21 protein-coding genes are annotated in these 20,362 nt (G+C 71.3%); 7 read left to right on the top strand and 14 right to left on the bottom strand.

Annotated features, from left to right (window positions below):
* Positions 1-136: 136 nt before the first annotated feature.
* Together ACFWYW_RS30235 and ACFWYW_RS30230 are read left to right on the top strand one after the other, a co-directional pair.
* Positions 137-1,750, top strand: a complete 1,614-nt coding sequence (locus ACFWYW_RS30235; protein WP_379619102.1) for an FAD-dependent oxidoreductase — start codon at positions 137-139, stop codon at positions 1,748-1,750.
* Between the two features lie 24 nt (positions 1,751-1,774).
* Entirely contained in the window at positions 1,775-2,995 is a 1,221-nt protein-coding gene (locus ACFWYW_RS30230) for a cytochrome P450 (RefSeq protein ID WP_379619104.1), read from the top strand.
* A gap of 66 nt (positions 2,996-3,061) precedes the next feature.
* Here the strand turns inward: ACFWYW_RS30230 and ACFWYW_RS30225 are convergent, their stop codons facing one another.
* The 7 genes from ACFWYW_RS30225 to ACFWYW_RS30195 all read right to left on the bottom strand — a co-directional run bounded on the left by ACFWYW_RS30225 (position 3,062) and on the right by ACFWYW_RS30195 (position 9,244).
* On the bottom strand, positions 3,062-3,484 hold the full coding sequence (locus ACFWYW_RS30225) for a cupin domain-containing protein (protein WP_379619106.1): 423 nt from the start codon (positions 3,482-3,484) through the stop codon (positions 3,062-3,064).
* Positions 3,485-3,495: 11 nt separating this feature from the next.
* Complete coding sequence (locus tag ACFWYW_RS30220) at positions 3,496-4,242, bottom strand: SDR family oxidoreductase (RefSeq protein WP_379619108.1); 747 nt, start codon at positions 4,240-4,242, stop codon at positions 3,496-3,498.
* A 108-nt stretch (positions 4,243-4,350) separates the two neighbouring features.
* Entirely contained in the window at positions 4,351-5,574 is a 1,224-nt protein-coding gene (locus tag ACFWYW_RS30215) for an NAD(P)/FAD-dependent oxidoreductase (protein WP_379619110.1), read from the bottom strand.
* 74 nt (positions 5,575-5,648) lie between these two features.
* On the bottom strand, positions 5,649-5,948 hold the full coding sequence (locus ACFWYW_RS30210; RefSeq protein ID WP_379619112.1) for an SHOCT domain-containing protein: 300 nt from the start codon (positions 5,946-5,948) through the stop codon (positions 5,649-5,651).
* On the bottom strand, positions 5,945-6,388 hold the full coding sequence (locus tag ACFWYW_RS30205) for a DUF6325 family protein (RefSeq protein ID WP_379619114.1): 444 nt from the start codon (positions 6,386-6,388) through the stop codon (positions 5,945-5,947). Before ACFWYW_RS30205 ends, ACFWYW_RS30210 begins: the two co-directional genes overlap by 4 nt.
* Before the next feature lie 97 nt (positions 6,389-6,485).
* The gene (locus tag ACFWYW_RS30200) at positions 6,486-8,786 is read right to left on the bottom strand and encodes a hypothetical protein (protein ID WP_379619116.1); all 2,301 of its coding nucleotides are present in this window, start codon (positions 8,784-8,786) and stop codon (positions 6,486-6,488) included.
* Between the two features lie 68 nt (positions 8,787-8,854).
* Positions 8,855-9,244: a TIGR03618 family F420-dependent PPOX class oxidoreductase gene (locus tag ACFWYW_RS30195; protein WP_379619118.1), complete on the bottom strand. Its 390-nt coding sequence runs from the start codon at positions 9,242-9,244 to the stop codon at positions 8,855-8,857.
* Positions 9,245-9,327: 83 nt separating this feature from the next.
* Between ACFWYW_RS30195 and ACFWYW_RS30190 the strand changes: the two genes are divergently transcribed.
* Together ACFWYW_RS30190 and ACFWYW_RS30185 are read left to right on the top strand one after the other, a co-directional pair.
* Positions 9,328-9,780, top strand: a complete 453-nt coding sequence (locus tag ACFWYW_RS30190) for a winged helix-turn-helix transcriptional regulator (protein WP_379619120.1) — start codon at positions 9,328-9,330, stop codon at positions 9,778-9,780.
* Positions 9,781-9,834: 54 nt separating this feature from the next.
* Positions 9,835-10,179, top strand: coding sequence for a VOC family protein (locus tag ACFWYW_RS30185; protein WP_379619122.1), 345 nt, complete (start codon positions 9,835-9,837; stop codon positions 10,177-10,179).
* Positions 10,180-10,183: 4 nt separating this feature from the next.
* Here the strand turns inward: ACFWYW_RS30185 and ACFWYW_RS30180 are convergent, their stop codons facing one another.
* A complete protein-coding gene (locus ACFWYW_RS30180; RefSeq protein ID WP_379619160.1) occupies positions 10,184-12,529 on the bottom strand; it encodes an FtsX-like permease family protein in 2,346 nt (781 codons plus the stop codon).
* Positions 12,526-13,260 (bottom strand): ABC transporter ATP-binding protein, encoded by a 735-nt coding sequence (locus tag ACFWYW_RS30175; RefSeq protein WP_379619124.1) that lies wholly within the window; start codon positions 13,258-13,260, stop codon positions 12,526-12,528. The genes ACFWYW_RS30180 and ACFWYW_RS30175 overlap by 4 nt, the downstream gene beginning before the upstream one ends.
* A gap of 98 nt (positions 13,261-13,358) precedes the next feature.
* Between ACFWYW_RS30175 and ACFWYW_RS30170 the strand changes: the two genes are divergently transcribed.
* Complete coding sequence (locus ACFWYW_RS30170; RefSeq protein WP_379619126.1) at positions 13,359-13,967, top strand: DNA-binding response regulator; 609 nt, start codon at positions 13,359-13,361, stop codon at positions 13,965-13,967.
* On the opposite strand, the gene ACFWYW_RS30165 is transcribed toward ACFWYW_RS30170, so the two are convergent.
* From ACFWYW_RS30165 to ACFWYW_RS30150, 4 genes are all read right to left on the bottom strand, one after another.
* Entirely contained in the window at positions 13,854-15,914 is a 2,061-nt protein-coding gene (locus tag ACFWYW_RS30165) for a histidine kinase (protein ID WP_379619128.1), read from the bottom strand. The genes ACFWYW_RS30170 and ACFWYW_RS30165 overlap by 114 nt on opposite strands.
* Before the next feature lie 83 nt (positions 15,915-15,997).
* Entirely contained in the window at positions 15,998-16,210 is a 213-nt protein-coding gene (locus tag ACFWYW_RS30160) for a hypothetical protein (RefSeq protein ID WP_379619130.1), read from the bottom strand.
* Positions 16,207-16,536: an alpha/beta fold hydrolase gene (locus tag ACFWYW_RS30155; RefSeq protein ID WP_379619132.1), complete on the bottom strand. Its 330-nt coding sequence runs from the start codon at positions 16,534-16,536 to the stop codon at positions 16,207-16,209. Before ACFWYW_RS30155 ends, ACFWYW_RS30160 begins: the two co-directional genes overlap by 4 nt.
* On the bottom strand, positions 16,511-16,999 hold the full coding sequence (locus ACFWYW_RS30150) for a hypothetical protein (RefSeq protein WP_379619134.1): 489 nt from the start codon (positions 16,997-16,999) through the stop codon (positions 16,511-16,513). Before ACFWYW_RS30150 ends, ACFWYW_RS30155 begins: the two co-directional genes overlap by 26 nt.
* Positions 17,000-17,138: 139 nt before the next feature.
* Between ACFWYW_RS30150 and ACFWYW_RS30145 the strand changes: the two genes are divergently transcribed.
* The gene (locus ACFWYW_RS30145) at positions 17,139-18,674 is read left to right on the top strand and encodes a long-chain fatty acid--CoA ligase (RefSeq protein WP_379619136.1); all 1,536 of its coding nucleotides are present in this window, start codon (positions 17,139-17,141) and stop codon (positions 18,672-18,674) included.
* A gap of 37 nt (positions 18,675-18,711) precedes the next feature.
* Here ACFWYW_RS30145 and ACFWYW_RS30140 read toward each other — a convergent pair whose 3' ends face one another.
* On the bottom strand, positions 18,712-19,503 hold the full coding sequence (locus ACFWYW_RS30140; RefSeq protein ID WP_379619138.1) for a helix-turn-helix transcriptional regulator: 792 nt from the start codon (positions 19,501-19,503) through the stop codon (positions 18,712-18,714).
* Between the two features lie 289 nt (positions 19,504-19,792).
* On the opposite strand from ACFWYW_RS30140, the gene ACFWYW_RS30135 reads away from it, so the two are divergent.
* Positions 19,793-20,362, top strand: a complete 570-nt coding sequence (locus ACFWYW_RS30135; protein WP_379619140.1) for an RNA polymerase sigma factor — start codon at positions 19,793-19,795, stop codon at positions 20,360-20,362.

Here is a 20,362-nt window from a genome sequence, read left to right as displayed (position 1 = left end):
GAGGGCCCAAAGGTTCATTGCTGCCGCGCCCGCGCTTCCTGACCCAATCCATGACTTTTCCTCGCTTATCGCGGAGAAAGAGCCGGGTACATCAGCCTGGCGGCGTGTGCCGTACCGGATCGACGGGGGTGTGGCTGTGAGAGTTGTCGTGGACCTCACGCGCTGTCAGGGGTACGGGCAGTGCGCGTTCATGGCCCCGGCCGTGTTCACGATGCACGGCCAGGAGGCGCTCATGTACGACCCCGACCCCGAGGCCGCCCAGCGGGAACGGGTGCTTCAGGCCGCCGCGGCCTGTCCGGTGCAGGCCATCCACATCGACAGGATGGCCACCCAGCACCGGACGAAGGAACCGGAACCGAGCTACGCCACCTCGCACGGCGACGACGCCTTCAAGCGCGACGGCCACATCGTCATCGTCGGCGCCTCCCTGGCCGGTGGCAGGGCCGCGGGCGTCCTGCGCCGGGACGGCTTCAAGGGCAGGCTGACGCTGATCGGCGACGAGCGGTACGAGCCGTACGACCGGCCGCCGCTGTCCAAACAGGTGCTGACCGGCACGATCACGGTCGAGCACACCGCGCTGCCGCACCTGCGCGAGATCGAGGTCGAGTTTCTCTCCGGCACCCCCGCGACCGGCCTGGACCTGGCCGCCAAGCAGGTACGGCTGGCCGACGGCAGGCAGATCGGCTTCGACAAGGTGCTGATCGCCACCGGCGTGCGGGCCAGGCCGTGGCCGAACGAGCAGGAGGCCGCCCTCGACGGGGTGCACGTGCTGCGCACGCTGGACGACGCGCACCGGATCAGGGAACGGCTGGCCGCGGGCGTCCGGCGGGTGCTGATCATCGGGGCCGGGTTCACCGGATCGGAGGTCGCCTCCGTCTGCCGCGACCTCGACGTGGCGGTGACCGTCGTGGAGGCGGGCCCGGCGCCGCTCGCCGGCGCACTCGGCAAGGTGATCGGCGACGTCGCCGCCCGCATCCAGCGCGACGCCGGCGTGGACCTGCGCTGCGGGGTCAAGGTCGAGGCGCTGGAAGGCGACGCCGACGGCCGCGTGCGCGGGGCCAGGCTGTCGGACGGCACCACGGTCGAAGCCGACATGGCGGTGGTCGCGCTCGGCGCGGTCCGCAACATCGAATGGCTGGCCGGTTCGGGCCTGGCGGCGGGCCCCTGGGGAGTGGCCACCGACGCCGGCTGCCGTGCCGTCGACATCAACGGCCTGGTCACCGATGACGTGTTCGTCGCCGGTGACGTGGCCCGCTTCCCACACCCGGTGTACCACTACCAGTTCATGTCGCTGGAACACTGGGGCAACGCCGTGGCCCAGGCCGAGATCGCCGCCCACAACATGCTCAGCGACCAGGCGCATCGCTGGCCGCACCTGTCGCTGCCGGTCTTCTGGTCCAACCAGTTCGGCGTCAACATCAAGTCCGTCGGCGTGCCGACCATCGCCGACGAGGTCGTGATCGCGCAGGGCTCCGTGGAGGAACGCCGTTTCGTCGCCGTGTACGGCTACCGCGGCAGGATCACCGCCGCCGTCACCTTCGACCAGGCGATGTGGCTGGACTTCTACCGCGACCTCATCCAGCGGGCGGCGCCGTTCCCGCCCGGCTTCCAGATGGTCGGCAGGCCCGACGGGCTGCGGGCCGTACCGGCTGAGGGGCCGCCGCGACTGGCGCCCGCCGAGGGCGCGACCGTGGTCGTGACCGGCCACGACCCGGCCGAGCGGCGCGTCACGCTCGTCCGGCACCAGTAACGACGACCAGACGGGGGCACATCCGTGGAGCCGGCACGCATCTACGACGAGATTCACGAGTTCGCCAACAGGGCGGACCCGTACACGCTGTACGCCGAGCTCCGCCGGACACCCGTGGTGCGGCTGGAGGACGGCGCCTACGTCGTCAACACCTACGAGCACATCGTCGCGCTGCTGCACGACCCGCGGGTCAGCTCCGACGCCCGGAACCTGGCCCACCCGCCGGCCGGCGAACCGCTGCCGCCCTCCTTCATCCGCGTCGACCCGCCCGAGCACGACCGGCTCAGGGGGCTGACGATGCGCCACTTCGGGCCGCCGCACTCCCCGCTCGTCGTCGAGGGCATGCGCGGGGAACTGCACGAGCTCGTCAAGGAGCTGATCGACGGCATCTCCGACCGGACCCAGGCCGACATCGTCGACGACATCGCCTACCCGTTCCCCGTCACGGTCATCTGCCGCCTGCTCGGCGTCCCGCGCGAGGACGAGTCCCGCTTCCACGTCTGGGCGGACGAGATCGTCGAGACCCTCGGCCCCGGCGAGGGCAGCGTGGAGGAGCGGACCAGGCGCCGCCAGTCCGCCGGGCTCGCGCTGGCCGGCTACCTGGGCGAGCTCGCCCAGTCGCGCCGCGAGAATCCGCGCCACGACCTGCTGTCCGGGCTGGTCACCTACCACGGTCCCGAGGGCTCGATGTCGGAGACCGAGGTGATGACGACCGCGGTGCTGCTGCTGATCGCCGGGCACGAGACGACGGTCAACCTGATCACCAACGGCATGCTGACCCTGCTGCGCAACCCCGGCCTGCTCGAACGGCTCCGCGACGAGCCCGACCTGGTCATCGGCGCCGTCGAGGAACTGCTGCGCTTCGAGCCGCCCGTGCACTTCCTGCCCCAGCGCGTCGCCCTCGACGACATCACGGTGGCGGACGTCACCATCCCCAAGGGGTCGAGCATCATCCTGGCCCTCGCCTCGGGCAGCCGCGACCCCGCGCACGTGCACGACCCCGACCGCTTCGACCCGGACCGCCCCTACATCCAGCACCTCGGCTTCGGCGGCGGCATCCACAACTGCTTCGGCGCCCCGCTGGCCCGCCTGGAGGCCCAGATCGCGCTCCGCCAGCTCGCCAAGCGCCTGGTGAACCCCCGCCTGGTGACCGACCCGCCGCCGTACCGCCCCAGCTCGACCCTGCGGGGGCCGCGTCACCTGGTCATCTCCTACGACGAGGTCCTGCCGTACGAGGGGGACTGACTTTTCCCGTGCTCGAAGGTGCGGCTGACCGCCTGGATCAGCCGCACGATCACGACGAGCGTGTCCTCAGGACGGGCGCGGGGCGCGGCGGTCCTGGCGCCGGGCCAGTTCTTCCTCGTCCACGAGGGTGAGCATCGGCTTACCGGGCTCGCACAACATCGTCACGGTGAACCGCACCCGGACGTCGTCGCGGTTGTTGCCGTCCTGGTAGTGGATGACGTCGCCGCCCGGCTCCCAGAACGCCTCCCCGGCACGCACCACCCGCTCCGGCTCACCCTCGATCTCCAGCAGCATCTCGCCCTCCAGCACCAGGCCGAACGCGGGCCCCGAGTGCCGGTGCGGCGGTGTCCCCGGATCGCCGGGCGGGTACTCGATCACCACCGTCATCGCGTGCGCGCCCGGCGGGACGAACGGCGGCTTCGCCTCCTGCAGCATGGTCAGGGCCGACTGCCAGGCGGTCGATCTCGGCGTGGATTCCAACGTGATCACCTTTCCTGCGGCTACTTGCCGGTGGCGAGCCAATCGCGGTACGTGACCGTGCCCAGCGTGGCCCCGTCGCCCGGCACCAGCGTCCGCTCGCCGGGCACGCTGCCGAAGTAGCGCGCCAGCGGGTCGGTGACCACCTCGCGGGGGTCGCCCCAGGCGGCCAGCGCCTGACGGAAGAACTCGTCCATCTGGTACTGCGTGGGCCCGGCGACCTCGGTACGGCCGTTCAGCGGCGTGCCCACCGCGGCCCTGCCCACCGCCTGCGCCACCTCGTCACCCGCGATGGGCTGGAATCTCACCGGCGCGATCCGCACCTTGCCGTCCTCGGTGGCGGTGTCGGCGATGTTGCGCACGAACTCGAAGAACTGTGTCGCGTGCACCAGCGAGAACGGAATCCCCGACTTCTCGATCAGCTTCTCCTGGGCGATCTTCGCGGCGAAGTAGCCGTTCTCCGGCATCCGCTCCGTGCCCACGACCGAGACCGCGACATGGTGGCCGACACCGGCCGCCGCCTCCGCCGCCAGCAGGTTCCGCGTGGACGTCTCGAAGAACTCCATCACCTTGGCGGGCTCGAAGGACGGCGAGTTCGACACGTCGACCACCACCTGCGCGCCCGCCAGCACCTCGGCCAGCCCTTCCCCGGTGAGCGTGTTGACGCCGGTGTTGGGCGAGGCAGCCACCGCCTCGTGACCGTGCTCTCCCAGCTTGGTCACGACCTTAGAGCCGATCAGTCCGGTACCGCCGATGACCACGACCTTCATCACAAACCCCCTCGCAGGTCCGCCGGGGCACCTCCTGTGCCACCCGGTCGCCAGCTATGACAGGGCAGCCCCCGGACTTGTGACAGCACCGGCGAATTCTTCGCGGAACTACTGGGAGACGCTGGTGGCGGTGCGGCGCGGCCCGGCGTACCGCCAGAGGAAGTTGAGCAGCACGCTGGCGCGGTTGCGCCCGCCCAGCAGGTACGCCAGGTGCACGAAGATCCACACCAGCCAGGCGGGGAGCCCGTGCACGGTCAGCCCGTTGGGCAGTTGCAGCACGGCCTCGGCCTTGCCCACGGTGGCCATGATCCCCGGGTCGTCGTAGGAGAACGGCCGGGCCGGCTCGCCCCGCATGGCCGCGGCGATCTGCCTGCCGACGTGTTCGCCCATCTGGATCGCCGGCTGGGCGAGCTGCGGCTGCGGGGCGGGCGGTCCGGAAAGGTCGCCGGCCACGAAGATCTCCGGGTGCTCCGGCACGTTCAGCGCCTCGGTGAGCGCGACCCGGCCGCCCTCGCTCTGCGGCAGGCCCCAGTCGGCGACCTGGGTGGGCGCGGTCACGCCGAGCGCCCACACGGTCAGGTCGCTCGGCAGCCGCGTGCCGTCGTTCAGCACCACCGCGTCCGGCTCGACGGCCGCCACCGTGCACCCCAGCCGCAGCTTCACCCCCCGCTTGCGCAGCGCCGCCGCGGCCGCGTTCCGCAGCCGTGACTTGTACGGCGCCAGCACGTGGTCGAACCGCTCCACCAGCGTCACGCTGGTCTGGCCCGGCTTGATCTCGGGATGGGTCAGCGGCAGGGTACGGCGGCGCAACTCGGCCAGCGTGCCCGCCATCTCCACCCCGGTCGCGCCCGCTCCCACCACCACGACGTGCGTGCTCTTGCGGCGGCCGAGCGCCGTGTCCTCCAGGAGGCGCCCGAGCCGGTCGCGCAGCGCGGCCGCGTCGCGCAGCGAGTAGATGGGCAGCGCGTTGTCCTGTGCCCCGTCGATGCCGAGCCAGTTGGTGGTCACGCCCGTGGCCAGCACGAGATAGTCGTAGTCCAGGCCGCTGCCGTCCTCGAACTCCACCCGCCGCTCGTCCGGCAGCACCTTGGTCAGGGCGGCCTGACGGGTCCGGACATTTGGCCATTTGGCGGCGAAGGTGCGGATCGGATAGGTCACGTCAGAGGCGCCCAGCCCGGCCGTGGCGACCTGGTAGAGAAGGGGCTGGAAGGTCGCGTACGGGTTGCGCTCGACCAGCATCACCAGCGCCCCCGTCTTGGCCAGCGCCTTCGTGGCGCCCAGCCCCGCGAACCCGGCCCCCACGACCACGACCCTCGGTCTCTGCGGCATCATCCGGTCCTTTCCCCGGCGGCTGTGAGCGCCGGCCCGATGTCATTGTCGGTGGCGGCCGCCCCTCTTGGACAGGCTCATGAGGCCAGGATCCGCGCCTTCTCCGCGGCGAACTCCGCCTCGGTGAGCAGCCCGTCGGCCTTCATCTGGCCCAGCTCCCGCAGGAGCCGCATCCGCTCGGCCGGGTCCGTGGCGGGAGCCTGGGCCTGGGCCTGTGCCTGTGCCTGGGCCGCGGAGGCCGCCTCCTGCTCCTCCATGCGCCTGGCCTGCCTGCGCTGGATGCCGCCGCTCACCGCGGTCGCCGTACCGGTGATCACCGCGGTACGCGCCATGGCGCCGATGAGACCGGGCCTGCCCACTCGACGTCGGAGCATCATCGCTCATCCTCCAGAGCCGCGAGGGCGTCCAGGACGACCTGGCGGGGAATGCGCTCCAGCGTCGAAACCTCGCTGCTGGAGGCCCGGAGGGCGGCGCCGAGCTGGGCCGCCCACGTGTTCTCCCAGACGACGACCAGCGCGGCCGTACCGGGGTCGAGGGCGTCGCCCAGCAGGCGCAGGTCCTCGTCGTTGAGGAGGTCGAGCTCCTCGTCGGCGAGCCCCGCGTAGTCCTCCGCGACATCCGTGTCGGCGACCTCGGCCGACGACACGGTTCCGTCGGCCGCCTTGCGGACGAAGCTGAGGTCGACGACCCGGACGGTGCCCTTGTCCTGGATCTCCCGGATCGCGGACACCACCCCCGGATCGAATTGCTCCCCGCCGAACGTGATGACGGCGACATCCACCGGTCCCACCGACTCGGCCTTCATGACCGTGGTCATCAGCCCTCCTCTGCCGACGAATTCTGCGATCGACTCCTCCCCGTATGGGTCTTTTGCGGAACCCGTGCGCGAGGCAAGCGTTCCCCATGGAGCACGTTCACCGCTTGGGCGGCTCGCGGTAGGTGACCGGCTTCTTCCCCTTCCCCGGGTACGCCATGATCAGCAGGCGCTGGCCCTCCTGGCCGTCCTTGTCCTTGAACCAGTCGTAGTGCACGCGGATCCGGTAGTGGCCGGCGCGGCCGTTGAGTGACAGGTCGGGGAACTCGGTGCCGCTCAGATCGTCCCTGAGCACGATGTCGCCGGTGGGGCTCTCGTAGCCGACCTCGGCGACGTGGTCCCAGCCCTTGGTCTCCACCGGCGGACGGCGGGTGTAGGTCTCCACGGTCACGCAGATGTCGAAGTCGGAGTGGGTCAGCACCATCAGGCGGCCGGGGAGGGAGGCCACCAGGCCGTCGTCCTGAGCCTTGTCCAGCAGGCCGTCCTCGGCCGGGTCCTGGTCGGTCCCTGTCGGCTCGTAGGTCTCGACGACCCCGTAGTCGGTCAGCTGGGGTTCCTTCACGCGGGTCACGTGGGCGGCTTTGATGAGCGGTCGATGGCGCGGAGTGGCGTCGCACATGCGCCGCGCCGCGGCCTGCCATTCCTGGAACTCCCGGTCCTGCTCGGCCGCCACCGCCTTGACCACGGTGTTCGCGCTGGGGCAGATCTCCGCGAGCGGGTGGGCGAGGTCATCGCGCTGCAGCCCGTCCGTGGCCTTGAGGCGGGCGACCTCTTCGGGATCGTTGCGGGTGTAGATGTCGCACAACCGGCGGGCGTAGGCGAGGACCCCGGCGTCGGACGCGGTGGCGCCGACCTTGATCACGTTTCCCTGCCGGAGGGAGCACACGAAGCGCTGGTCGGGGGTGAGTTCCGGCTCGTCCGGCAGCCTCGTGCCCGGGTACGGGTTGCAGACCTTGGCCGTGGTGACCGGGCCGCGCGCCTGGTCGGCGGCGGGCACGAAGCCGAGCGCGACGACCGCGGCGAGCCCGGCGAGCAGGACGTGGTGGCGGGCGCGCGGGGCGGGCGCGATCGGGTAGAGCAACCGCAGGAGCAGCGCGGAGCCGAGCAGGGCGGCGCTGTAGAACAACGGTGAGATGCCGAAGAAGATCTCTCCGTCCGGTGCCTGGGCGAAGATCCACTCCGGGTAGATCTGCCGGCCTTCGTAGCGGAACTCCGCCGACCCCGTCCGGGCGGTGAGCGCGCTGACGAGACCCACGGCCGCGGCGACGGCCAGCGTCACCGACACCACCTGTACGGCACGGCGGGTACGGCGCAGCACGGCGACCAGGATCAGCAGAGCGGGGCCGCCGGCACCGACGAAGACGTCGAGGCCGAACCAGGTCTGGGCATGCCAGCTCTCCTCCCGGACGAACTGCTCGATCGCGCCTCGGGGGCCGATCCAGAAGTACCTGCCCTGCGCGAGGTTGACGGCGGCGGGGATCAGCGGAAGCACGATCGCCACGGCGGGCAGTGGCCATCGCCTGGCCGCCGACCGCTCCGGCGCCGGAACGGCGGCCTCCGGCAGGGGGCCGGCCAGCTCGTGGGCGGTCCTGGCCTCCCACACCAGCCCGAGGACGCCGACGGCGGAGAGGAGCGAATAGGACACCATCGTGAAGGGGAATTCGGATCCGAGGGAGACGACGGACATGGATCCGGTGGGCTGGAGAACCGACACCACTTGAGCGGCGATCCCGATCCGGACGGTCGCCGTGCTCCAGCGGGGGTCCCTGCTCTGGGCGATCAGGATCGACACCGCCCAGGCGAGCCAGATGTAGCCGGACAAACCGTCGAGGGTGAAGTACTGCGCGACCACGTCCAGGCCGAGGACCTCCGTGATGTGCTGCCCGATGCCGAGCACACCGACGAGGGCCCCGGCGACCAGCGAGAACAGTCGCAGCCCGCAGGAGGCGGTGTCACGGAGCACCAGGAAGAACAGCCACGCGACGGCTATGTGCACCAGGCTGGAGAAGATCCCCGTCACCGACCAGACCCAGTAGATCTCCCGCGTGATGATCAGCGGGACGCTGGCAGTGTCGAGCAGGCCGGTGCCGACGCTGAGGTAAAGGGCCAGCCGCAGCAGTCCGACCTTCCTGCCCCGGTCCGTCAGCTCGCCGCGGGCCCGTCCGCGCAGCACCTGCCACAGGGCCCACGCCTGGAGCGCCCCGACGAGGACCAGGGCGAGCGTCAGTCCCCACGGGATGCCGGGGGCGAAGAGACGATCGGTGAACATGTCGCGGGTGACGACTTTCCACAGGAGACCGTTGTGCGGGGTGGCCGGCGTAAGGGCGCACAGCGCCGCGATCACGGCGAGATAGCCGAGCGCGATCAGGGCCGCGATCGTGCCGAAGCGGTAGCGACGCATGGCCATCCTTGGGGGGCGAACCAGTAAAGCGCCCCAACCTATCCAGCCACCACCAAGCGATCAAGGCGTCAGCCGACGCCCACGGTCTGCCGCTCGGGCTCGATGACGCCGACGACGCGTTCCTCGTCCCGGGGGTAGGGCTGACCGAGGTACTTCATCGAGATCTGGTCGATGATCTCCCAGGCCGCGTCGCCGTCGAGCCATTCGACGACCCGGCCGCGGACGATGACGGGCTCGAACGGGTTGTCGAGGGGCGCCATGGACAGCGCCACCCGCGGGTCGCGGTGGAGGTTGCGGGCCTTGCGCGAGTTCGGGCCCGTGAGGAAGACGATCCGGTCGCCATAGGTGGCGACCCAGAGCGGGACGGTGTGGGGCGAGCCGTCCGGCAGGACGGTGGCCAGGTGGGCGACGGAGGTGCTGTCGAAGGCGCGGCGGACGCCGGGGTTGAGCTCGCTCATCGTGACGACTCCTTCTTGAGTTCCTTGAGGAGACCCTAACAGTTTAAGTTCCTTTAGGGAACTCCAATCGGTAGACTGATGTCATGCAACGCACCAACTTCGGGGATATGGCCTGCTCCATCGCGCGTACGCTCGACGTGATCGGAGAGCCGTGGTCGCCGCTGATCCTGCGTGACGTGTGGGCGGGCTTCACCCGGTTCGAGCAGCTCCAGGCTGATCTCGGCATCTCGCGCAAGGTGCTGACCGAGCGGCTCAACCACCTGGTCGGCCACGGCGTCCTCGAACGCCGCCCCTACGACCAGCGGCCACGCCACGAGTACCACCTGACGGCCAAGGGGACCGAGCTGGTCGACGTGCTCATGGTGATGGCCGGGTGGGGAGACCGGTGGCTGGCGGGCGAGGCCGGGCCGCCGGTGCTCTACCGGCACCACGCCTGCGGCGAGATCAGCCAGGCCGACCTGCGCTGCGCCCACTGCGGCGAGCCGATGCACGCCGGCGACGTCGACCTGCTCCCCGGGCCGGGCGCGGCGCGATGAGTCTCGCCCTCTGGCGGGGTCTCACTGTCGAGACGATCGGAAGGAGCGGGTCGGATGGACCTGTACAGCGTCGTGTGCGTGAGCGACCTGGAAGCGTCGCGCAAGTGGTTCGAGGCGTTCTTCGGGCGGCCGGCGGACGAGATCATCGGCGAGGAGCTCCTGTGGCAGGTCGGTGAGAACGCCTGGGTCGTCCTCGACGACCGGCAGGTACGCGCGGCGCGAGTGGGCGGCACCATGATCACGTTTGGGGTGACCGACCTGGACGACATCCTGGCCCGGCTGGCCGCCCACGGGATCGAGCACGATCCCGTGGAGACCTACGGCAACGGGGTCCGCCACGTGGACGTCCTCGACCCCGACGGCAACAGCCTGTCCCTCGCGCAGGCCCCCGCCGGGTGACGAACTATTCGCGCCCGCCGATCGCCTCGGCCGGGTGCTCCCTGAGCGCCAGCCGGGCCGGGATCGCCGTGGCGGCCAGGGCCAGCGCCGCCACCGCGGCGATCACGCCCAGGTAGCCGAGCGGCGGCACCGACGGCATCGGCGAGCCGGTCATGCCCAGGCCGGCGGCGGCCAGCGTGATCGCCGAGATCAGCGTGCCCAGCACCACCGAGACCAGCACGGCTCCGGCCGTCTCCTGGCGCAGCATGCCGAGCACCTGCCGCCGCGTGGTCCCGACCAGGCGCAGGAGCGCCATTTCACGGGAGCGGGCCGAGGTGGACATGGCCAGCGTGTTCACCACCGCGATGGCGCAGAAGGCGATGATCAGGCCCATGGCCACGTAGTTGACGGCCGCGCCGCCGGAGGAGGAGTTCCCGGCGGGGGACAGGAGCGGGCCCGCCCCGGCCAGCGCGGCCCGGTCGCCGCCCGCGACCAGGAGGGTGCCGCGCGGGTCGTCCACGTGCTTGGCGACCAGCGCGTGCGGCAGCGTCAGCTCGCCGAAGCCCATGCCGCGCGTGTAAACGGCGGCGACGGTCAGCTCGGCCGGGGTGCCGTCGCCGAGCGTGAGCGCGAGCCGGTCGCCGACCGCGACGCCGAACCAGCCGGCCGCCTTGGTGCTGAGCGCCACCGACCTCTCACCGAAGGCGGCCATCGAGCCGGCGACCACGCCGAGGTCCATGGTCTGGTCGAGTCCTCGCGGGGTGACGGCCTGCGCGCCGTACCGCTCAAGATCGACTCTGACGGAGGTGCGCAGCACCTCGGTGACGGCGCGCACGCCGGGCACCTCGCGGGCGGCGGTGGCGGAGGCGCCGGGGCCGAGCACGGTCTCGGCCTTGACCCCCGCGACGGCCTGTTCCTGGGCGGCGGCGCCCAGGGTGGTCTGCACGAACAGGATGGTGCAGGTCATGGCGGTCATCAGGGTGAGCGGCGTGATCACCGAGGACATGCGCTTGGTGCCGGCCCGCAGGTTGCGCGCGGCCAGGTAGCCGCCCGCGCCGGGGCCGCGCAGGGGCAGCGCGGTGACGGCGCGGGCGATGAGCGGGGAGAGCAGGGAGACGGCCAGCGTCCAGGCGAGCGCGGTGAGCATGGTGACGGGGCTGGCCGCGGCCTCGGTGTCCAGGGTGGTCAGCAGGATCGTCAGCACGACGCTGCCCGCCAGCACGGCCAGCCCGGCGATCAGACGTCCGACCGGCAGTCCCGGCTTCTCCATCGCCGCCTCGCCCAGCGCCTCGACCGGTCGGATCTTGGCGGTACGGCGGGCCGAGACGCGCGCCGCCGCCCACGCCGCCGCGACGGTGGCCAGCAAGGCCGCGGCCATCGGGAACGGGCTGAGGACCAGGTGCAGGTTGTCCGGCATCGCGCCCAGGGCCACGAACCGCCCGCGCAGCCAGAACCCGAGCAGGATTCCGGCCCCCGCCCCGAGCACCCCGGCCAGGGCGCTGACGGCGAGCGCCTCGCCGCCGAGCATCCGGCGGATCTGCCGGGGAGTGGCCGCGACGGCCCGCAGCAGGGCCAGTTCGCGTTGGCGCTGCTGGATGGAGAGCGCGAACGTGCCGACCACGACCAGGATCGCCACCAGCAGCGAGGTGCCGCCCATCGCGCCGCCCATGCTGATCAGCTTGATGCGGGCGTTGTCGCCGTCGCGGAACTCCACCGCGCCGCGCTCGTCGCCGGTGTAGGCGATCGCGCCCTTGACCGCGACCGGGACCTGCGGGAACACGCCGATCGCGCTGACCAGGCCGGGGCGTCCGGCCAGCCGGCGGGCCTCGGCGGTGCTGAAGAAGACGGTTCGCCCGCTGGGCAGCGCCTGGTGGGTCACGCCGACGACGCGGTAGGTCCTGCCCGCGGTGGTGAAGTTCTCGCCGCGGAAGCTCGCGTCCACGACGACCTCGCCCGCCTTCTCCGGCGCGCGACCGCTCTTCAGCGTGAACGGCGTGAGCGCCGCCGACTCCCAGCCATGGCCCAGCGCGTCCCCGGCGGGGAAGGTGACCTCGGTGACGACCTTCTCCACGCCGGGCGCGGCGGCGAGGTCGGCGGCCAGCTCCTCGGGGATCCAGCGCAGCTCCGCCAGCGCCTTGGCCTTGACCTTGGTCTCGCCGTCGCCCTTTTCGACCACGCGGCGTTCGAACTGGTCACCGGCCACGATGACCGGCGCACCCGCGTACCGCTCCGGGGCCAGCGCGCCGCGCAGGCCCGTCTCCAGCAGCATGCCGCACGCCGTCACCAGGGCGGCGGCGCAGAACAGGGCGACGAACGCGCCCGCGAACCCGGCCTTGCGGTGCCGGAGGGTCTTCCACGCCAGCGAGATCATCGCTTCCACGCTCCCAGCCTGGTCATGCGCTCGGCCACCTTCTCGGCGGTGGGCGCGGTCATCGAGTCGGCGATCCGGCCGTCGGCCAGGAACAGGACGGTGTCGGCGTAGGAGGCGGCGACCGGGTCGTGGGTGACCATCACCACGGTCTGGCGCAGGGCCGAGACCACCTCGCGCAGCAGGACCAGCACGTCACGGGCGGTCATCGTGTCCAGGGCGCCGGTCGGCTCGTCGCCGAAGACCACCTCGGGCCGTACCACCAGGGCGCGGGCGATGGCCACCCGCTGCTGCTGGCCGCCGGACAACTGGGCCGGCAGGTGACCGGTACGCCCTTCCAGCCCCACCCGGCGCACGATCTCGGCCAGCCACGCGGCGTCGGCCTTCTCACCGGACAGGCGCAGCGGCAACGTGATGTTCTCCAGCACGGTCAGCGAGGAGACCAGGTTGAACGCCTGGAAGACGAAGCCCACCCGGCCCCGGCGCAGCTCGGTCAGGGCGGTCTCGCTCATGCCGGCCAGTTCCGTGCCGCCGAGCCGTACCGAACCCGAGGACGGAACGTCCAGGCCCGCCGCGCAGTGGAGGAACGTGCTCTTACCGGACCCCGAGGGGCCCATCACCGCGGTGAAGCTGCCGCGCGGGATGCCTGCCGACACCTCGCGCAGGGCCGCCACCGCGTTCTGGCCTTTCCCATACACCTTGCTCACCGCGTCCAACCGCACCACGTCTGTCATGAGTCCAAGCCTGCTGGCGGGCGTTGCCGCAGGACAGAGACGTGCTCACCGGGTCACCATGACCTCGTCATAAAGCGGACACTGGTAGACATGATCCCGTGATTCGCGTACTTCTGGCCGAGGACCAGCACGTCATCAGGGGCGCCCTGGTCGCGCTGCTCGGGCTCGAGGACGATCTGGAGATCGTCGAAGCGGTCGAGTCGGGGGAGGCCGCCGTCGCCGCCGCGCTCGTTCACCGGCCCGACGTGGCCGTGCTCGACGTCGACATGCCCGGCGCCATCGACGGCCTGGACGCCGCCGCCACGATCCGCGACAAGCTCCCCTCCTGCCGCACCCTCATGCTCACCGGGTACGGCAAGCCCGGCCACCTGCGCCGCGCCCTGGCCTCCCAGGTCGACGGGTTCCTGCTGAAGACGGCGCCCCCGGAAGAGCTGACCGCCGCCATCCGCACCGTGGCGGGCGGCGGGCGGGTCCTGGACCCCTCGCTGGCCGTGACCGCCTGGGACCTGGCCGACAACCCGCTCACCCAGCGCGAGGTCGACGTGCTGCGCCTGGTCGCCGGTGGGGCCGAGGCCACCGAGGTGGCGCAACGGCTACACCTGACCGCGGGCACCGTCCGCAACTACCTGACGGCGATCGTGGCCAAGCTCAACGCCCGCAACCGCACCGACGCCGTCCGCATCGCGAGCGAGTCCGGCTGGATCTGACGGCAGCGCCGCCTCCAGGGTGAACCAGCCGTCCTCCCGCGTGGTGGACAGCGTGCCGCCGAGGGCGGCCAGGCGGGTGGTGAGGTTGCCGATCCCGGCCGAGCCCTTGCGGATCGGGCCGTCCTTGGCGCCGTCGTTGCGGACGCGCAGCCGTACCTGGTGGGCGTCGGCGGTGGTGGTGACGGTGCAGTGGCGGGCGGTGCTGTGCCGGAGCACGTTCGTGACCGCCTCTCTGAGGACGGTGCTCAGCACGGTCTCGGCGGCGGCAGGCAGCGGCGGGTGGGACAGGTCCACGGTGGCCTCGATGCCCGCGGCGGTCAGCACCGCGCGGGCGTTGCCGGCCTCGGCGGGCAGCAGCAGGTCGCGGTGGTCACCGGAGACCGAGCGCAGGTCGGCCTGGGCGCGCTCGGCCATCTCGGCGATGTCGCGCAGCTCGCTCTCCGGGTTGCCGAGGCGGCGGGCCAGCTCGCACTTGATGAGGATGGCGGCCAGGCTGTGGCCGAGCAGGTCGTGCAGGTCGCGGGCGGCGCGCAGCCGTTCCTCGACGACGGCCGCGCGGGCCAGGGCGTCGCGGGAGTCGCGCGACTCCTTGAGTATCTGGGCGAGCTTGATCAGGCCGTACAGGACCATGGCGGTCACCAGCGTGCTCAGCGTGTAGTTGACCAGCGCCGGGACCGGCAGGCCCATCAGGTGACTCGCCACCGCCGCGCTGGCCGCGACGAGCCCGGCCAGCGGCACCGCCACCCGCCAGGAGAACGAGAGCAGCACCGGCCCGGCCAGGAACCCCAGGACGCCCAGCCAGCTCCGGCCCAGCAGCGGCATCGGAAGGTAGGCCAGCGCGGTCAGCACCGCCAGCCGTCCCATGTGGCGCCCCTTCACCGAGGTCAGCTGCAGCACCACGATCGCGGCCAGGAGCGCGGTGGCCGGAGCGAGCAGGTGGGCGGGGGTCTGCATCAGCCCCTTCGCCACGAAGCCGAGCACGACGGCGGCGACCAGCACCATCGACATCCGGTACGAGTCGTTGCCGGCCCGCGGCCCGCCCAGGTCGGGCAGGGTCGCCTCCACGCTCAGCCGTCCCTCGTCGGTCAGCCGGGTGACCAGCCTGCCGCCCGCCTTCTCGACGCGGGCGGGCAGGTCGTCCAGGAACGCGTCGTCGGCGGTGCGGGCGCCGTCGCTGGTCACGCGCAGGAAGACCCGGCCGGTCTCGATCACGCAGAGGCTCGCCGTGGCCTGACGCAGTACGTCGGTGACCGCCTCACGCAGCACCGCCGCCAGCAGCGCGCCCGCCGGACCCAGCGGCTCCTCGTGGCCGACGCGCACCTCCACGGCGATCCCGGCCGAGGACAGCATCGCCCTGGCCGTGGTGATCTCCGGCGCCAGGGACATCGCCCGGTACCCGGCCGCCGCCGCCCGCGCCTCGGCCAGCGAGGCTCGGGCAGTCTCCGCCTGCGGATCGCCCGCGCGGGCGCCGTCCGCGATCGCCGCCAGCGCCCGGCCCAGGCCCTGGTTCAGCTCGGCGGCGATGCGCAGCCGTTCCTCGGCCGCCGCGGACATCGCCAGCGCCAGCCGGGTCGCGGTGATCTCCTCGACCTGCCTGATCAGCGTCGTGAGCCCGTAGATGACCAGGGAGATCAGCATCGCGCTGATCGCCCCGTCGGCGTTGCCCAATACCGCCGCGCTGCCCACGACCAGCACCGTGAGCGGGCGCAGCCTGGTCAGCAGCAGCGCGCCGCCGGCGAAGCCGAGGATGCCGACCGAGGTGCCGAACCCCAGCACCGCCGCGTACGAGCCCAGCACGACCACGGCCAGGATCCACCCGTGCCGCCACCGCACGAACGCCAGCTGCGCCACGCAGACCACCACGGCCGGCCAGGAGCCCGCCGCCACGTAGATGCTCGCGAAGCTCGCCAGTGCCGCGATGACCAGAATCCATGCCCGTTTCGCCACCCGGGCAGCTTAGGAGAAACTTCGCGTAACCCCCGCAATCGGGCAGTGCTCCACCACCGCGGGCGGCCGCTCCGCCACCTGACCTACGGCCGCAGCCACTCGGTGACCAGGGCGGCGACGGCCGCGGGCCGCTCGGTCACCATGCCGTGACCGGCCTTCAGCTCCTTGACCTGGATGTGTCCCGGCAGGCCGCCGAGGTCGCGGCGCACACCACGGCGGAACGCCGCCATCAGCTCCCCGCCGTCCGTCCCGGGCGGGTCCTGGGCCGGGATGACGACCAGGGCGGGGCAGGTCACCTCGCGCAGCAGAGGGATGCTGTCGCGGAACTCCGGGGCGCCGCCGGGTCCATGCCGGGGTAGTTGCCGGGATCGTTCTCCGCCGACCGCAGCCCGTCGAGGTTGACGATCCCCGGGCACTCGGGGTGGCGCCTGGCCCACAGGACGGCGAGCATCCCGCCCAGCGAGTGGCCGAGGACGGCCGGGTTGCCGAGGCCGAGGTGCTTCACCACGGCTTCGAGGGTGCCGCCGAGGCCGTGCAGCAGGAGAACGGGCCGGCCGTCCCCGCCGTGGTCGCGAACGGCGAGGGGGATGGCGTGGTCATTGATGGTGACGTCGTGCGGCATGGCGCTCCTGGGGTTGGCCGAGGCGTTCGCGGATCGACTTCGTGGTGACCCCGCCGTCGGGGTGGCGGTCGAGCTTGGCGCGTTTGACGAGGTCGTGGACTCCCTGCCGGGTGATGCCGAGCATGGCTCCGGCGGTCGCGAACGGCACCGCCTCCTTGCCCGGATGGCCCACGCGCCTGGCCACGACCCTGCCGAAGGCGGTGGCCCACCACGCGTCGGCCGGGTCGAACGGGCCGTCGGAGGGGAAGACGGCGGCGATCAGCCGCGCCGCCGTACGGACGGCCAGGCCGTCGTCCGGGCCCATCAGCTGGGCGGCCCAGACCTCGGCCTCGATCTTCAGCCGTGCTCTGATCGGGTCCACCTGGCCGGCGGAGCCGAACAGGATCTCCAGGGGGTCGGTGATGCGCCGTTCGATCAGCCCGATCAGCTCACCGGCCAGTTCCACATGCTCGCGCGTACTCACTTGACGAAAGATAGCAAGTACTTGCTCTTTCATGTCAAGTAGGGGTGAGGTCGGCACGTTCGTACAAGTGCTTCCCACGCCCTCGCGGCATTCTGGACCGTACGAAGTTCCGTGTCTTGGCATCGAGGAAAGGGTCGCGATGCTCAATCTGTCGATCATTCTGGAAGACAGTGCCCGCCACGTTCCGGACCGCACCGCCCTGGTCTTCGGGGACCTGCGCCTGCCGTACTCGATGGTGGACTCTGTCGCGAACCAGGTGGCCAACCTCCTGGTCGCTCGGGGGATCGGCAAGGGCGACAAGGTCGCGCTGCTTTGCCCGAACGTGCCCTACTTCCCCTTCGTCTACTTCGGCATCCTCAAGGCCGGGGCGACCGTGGTGCCGCTCAACCTGCTGCTGCAGCCGCGGGAGATCGCCTACCACCTGACCGACAGCGACGCCAAGGCACTGTTCTGCTTCGACGGCACGCCCGAACTGCCCATGGGCGCGCGCGGGCGGGAGGCCTTCGACGCCACCGACGGGTGCGAGCAGTTCATCGTGCTGCCCACGACGCCCCTGGCCACCGAGTCGGAGCACGGCGAGTCGTTCTGGGCGGCGCTGGACGGCATGTCCGCGGAGTTCGAGACGGTCCAGACCGAGCCCGGTGACACCGCGGCCATCCTCTACACCTCCGGCACCACCGGCCAGGCCAAGGGCGCCGTACTCACCCACGCCAACCTGCTGATCAACACCATGGTCAGCGACGGGATGTTCCCCGCCGACCCCGACGGCGACGTCTCGCTGGCCGTGCTGCCTCTCTTCCACTCCTTCGGCCAGGTCTCGGTCATGAACGTCTGCCTGCGCAGGCGCGGCACCCTGGTGCTGCTGCCGCGCTTCGACCCCGGTGCGGTGCTGGAGCTCATGTGCCGGGAGAAGGTGACCATGTTCGCCGGGGTGCCGACCATGTACTGGGCGATGCTCTCGAAGATCCACAGCGATGGGGACGAGGTGCCCAAGACGCTGAGGGTGGCGGTGTCCGGGGCCGCCTCCCTGCCGATCGAGGTGCTCAAGGACTTCGAGTCCACCTTCGGCATCCCCATCCTGGAGGGCTACGGTCTGTCGGAGACCTCCCCGGCGGCCAGCTTCAACCAGCTCAGCCGGCCCACCAAGCCCGGCACCATCGGCTTCCCCATCTGGGGCGTGGAGATGCGGCTGGTGGACGACGAGTGGAACCCCATCGAGGGCGAGGGCCCCGGCGAGGTCGCCGTCCGCGGGCACAACATCATGAAGGGCTACTACGGCAGGCCCGAGGAGACCGCGGAGGTCATGCGGGACGGCTGGTTCCGCACCGGCGACATCGCCACCCGCGACGAGGAGGGCTACTACTCCATCATCGACCGCACCAAGGACATGATCATCCGGGGCGGGTTCAACGTCTACCCGCGCGAGGTGGAGGAGGTGCTGATGACGCACCCGGCGGTCTCGCTGGTGGCGGTGGTCGGCGTGCCCCACGACTCGCACGGCGAGGAGGTCAAGGCGTACGTCATCCTGGCGCCCGGCGCGACCGCGAGCGGGGACGAGCTCATCGGCTGGGCCAAGGAGAACATGGCGGCCTACAAGTACCCGCGGATCATCGAGTTCCGCGAGACCCTGCCGATCTCGGCCACCGGCAAGATCCTCAAGCGCGAGCTGCGCTGACGAGCTGGTGAGCGTCTACGGGGACCGTTCACCAGCATCAGGGCAGCCAGTCGATCGCGGCGGCCAGCTCTGAGGGCGTGGTGCCGAAGGTGTCGCGGAAGACGCGGGTGAAGTGCGAGCCGTCGGTGAAGCCGGCGCTGTGCGCGGCCGCCGTCAGCGTCTGTCCGCCGGCCACCAGGTCGATGGCCTGTTGCATGCGCAGCCACCGCACGTACGGCCGCAGCGGGATCCCCACGTGCGCGCCGAACAGGTGCGCCAACCGGCTCGGCGACATGTGGACCGCGTCCGCCACCGTACGCAGCCGCACCGGTCCGCGCCGCAGCAGCGTGGGGATCACCGCGATCGCCGCCTCCACCGCAGGGTGGAGGCGGGCGCCCTCGGCCGCACTGTGGCCGGTCCACCCCTCCACCGTCCGCAGCGCGGCCGCCGCCTCGGCCGAGCGAGCATGACCGGCCGCCGGCTCGGCGAACATGAGCGGCCGCATGCCCTCGGCCGGGGCCGGCGGATCTTTCAGGGTCGGCGCCCAGCCCGACGCCGTCAGCCCCGCGTCGAAGCGCGCCAGCAGGGAACGGCCGGGGGAGCTGCGGGGATCCATGAGGACGAGCAGGGCTTCGTGCGCCCCCTTGCGCACCGTGTGCCGGACGTCGGGCGGGACGATCGCGATCTGCGTGGTCAGCTCTCCGCCGTGGGCGTCGCCCATGGTGAAGGGCTGCGCGGACACGATGAGCTGGACCGCGTGGTGCGCGTGCAGGTCGTTCCTGCCGACGGTTCCGCCGAACAGCAGAAGGCCCGGCCGGAGTAAGCACCAGCCCCGCCAAGGATGTGACATCACACCGTCCTCCGCGGCCCAGCGTATCTGCTCGTGTTTTGTGCGGCTTCAAGAGCTTAAGAGACAGTTCTTTTTTGGGACAACCAGTGAGGGTGAGGCGCCGTTAGGGCCACTTCGTGACCCGCTGTCGTCTTGATAAAGATCAAGAGCGTTCGGGGACAACCAGTGAGAGTGGGGCGCCGTTAGGGCCACTTCGTGACCCTGTGCGGGTGCGTCTTCCGGGGATGAAGCATTTCTGCCTGGCGCGGTAAGTACAGGTGACCGTACACACCAGGAAAGGCCGACATGCATGACACTCGCCCGCGAAGACGTCCACGTTGATGACGCGTCCCTGATCGAGAGGTCGCTGGCCGAGCCTGAGGTCTTCGCCGCCCTGTTCGACAGGTACGCACCGTTACTGCATCGCTATGTGACCAGGCGGCTGGGGCCCGCCGAGGCGGAGGATGTCGTGGCCGACACCTTTCTGGCCGCCTTCCAGCGTCGGGGCGCATATGACCGGGGCCGCCCCGACGCCCGCCCCTGGCTGTACGGCATCGCCTCCAACGTGATCGGCAAGCGGCGGCGTACCGAGACCAGCCTCTACCGCGCCTACCTCCGCACCGGCGTGCACCCGGCGCAGACCGCGAACACGCAGGTCGAGGACGGCGTCAACACGCTGGCCGTCAACCTGCCGCTGGCGCGGGCGCTGCTGAAGCTCAAACAGGTCGACCGCGACGTGCTGCTGCTGGTCGCCTGGGCCGAGCTGAGCTACCAGGAGATCGCCGACGCGCTCGCCATCCCGCTGGGCACCGTCGGTTCCCGGCTCAACCGGGCCCGCGCCCAGATCCGCCAAGCGTTGCAGCCAGGACAAGGAGAATGA

Origin of the sequence: Nonomuraea sp. NPDC059023 (genome assembly GCF_042740095.1) — a bacterium.
Taxonomy (GTDB): domain Bacteria; phylum Actinomycetota; class Actinomycetes; order Streptosporangiales; family Streptosporangiaceae; genus Nonomuraea.
This window is presented reverse-complemented; position numbering and strand designations above follow the sequence as displayed.

Excerpts from the sequence above, each read along its gene's own strand:
- ACFWYW_RS30220 (WP_379619108.1), bottom strand. The coding sequence starts at position 4,242 with ATGAAGGTCGTGGTCATCGGCGGTACCGGACTGATCGGCTCTAAGGTC.
- ACFWYW_RS30215 (WP_379619110.1), bottom strand. The coding sequence starts at position 5,574 with ATGATGCCGCAGAGACCGAGGGTCGTGGTCGTGGGGGCCGGGTTCGCG.
- ACFWYW_RS30210 (WP_379619112.1), bottom strand. The coding sequence starts at position 5,948 with ATGATGCTCCGACGTCGAGTGGGCAGGCCCGGTCTCATCGGCGCCATG.
- ACFWYW_RS30205 (WP_379619114.1), bottom strand. The coding sequence starts at position 6,388 with ATGACCACGGTCATGAAGGCCGAGTCGGTGGGACCGGTGGATGTCGCC.
- ACFWYW_RS30200 (WP_379619116.1), bottom strand. The coding sequence starts at position 8,786 with ATGCGTCGCTACCGCTTCGGCACGATCGCGGCCCTGATCGCGCTCGGC.
- ACFWYW_RS30195 (WP_379619118.1), bottom strand. The coding sequence starts at position 9,244 with ATGAGCGAGCTCAACCCCGGCGTCCGCCGCGCCTTCGACAGCACCTCC.
- ACFWYW_RS30190 (WP_379619120.1), top strand. The coding sequence starts at position 9,328 with ATGCAACGCACCAACTTCGGGGATATGGCCTGCTCCATCGCGCGTACG.
- ACFWYW_RS30185 (WP_379619122.1), top strand. The coding sequence starts at position 9,835 with ATGGACCTGTACAGCGTCGTGTGCGTGAGCGACCTGGAAGCGTCGCGC.
- ACFWYW_RS30180 (WP_379619160.1), bottom strand. The coding sequence starts at position 12,529 with ATGATCTCGCTGGCGTGGAAGACCCTCCGGCACCGCAAGGCCGGGTTC.
- ACFWYW_RS30175 (WP_379619124.1), bottom strand. The coding sequence starts at position 13,260 with ATGACAGACGTGGTGCGGTTGGACGCGGTGAGCAAGGTGTATGGGAAA.
- ACFWYW_RS30155 (WP_379619132.1), bottom strand. The coding sequence starts at position 16,536 with ATGCCGCACGACGTCACCATCAATGACCACGCCATCCCCCTCGCCGTT.
- ACFWYW_RS30145 (WP_379619136.1), top strand. The coding sequence starts at position 17,139 with ATGCTCAATCTGTCGATCATTCTGGAAGACAGTGCCCGCCACGTTCCG.
- ACFWYW_RS30140 (WP_379619138.1), bottom strand. The coding sequence starts at position 19,503 with ATGTCACATCCTTGGCGGGGCTGGTGCTTACTCCGGCCGGGCCTTCTG.
- ACFWYW_RS30135 (WP_379619140.1), top strand. The coding sequence starts at position 19,793 with ATGACACTCGCCCGCGAAGACGTCCACGTTGATGACGCGTCCCTGATC.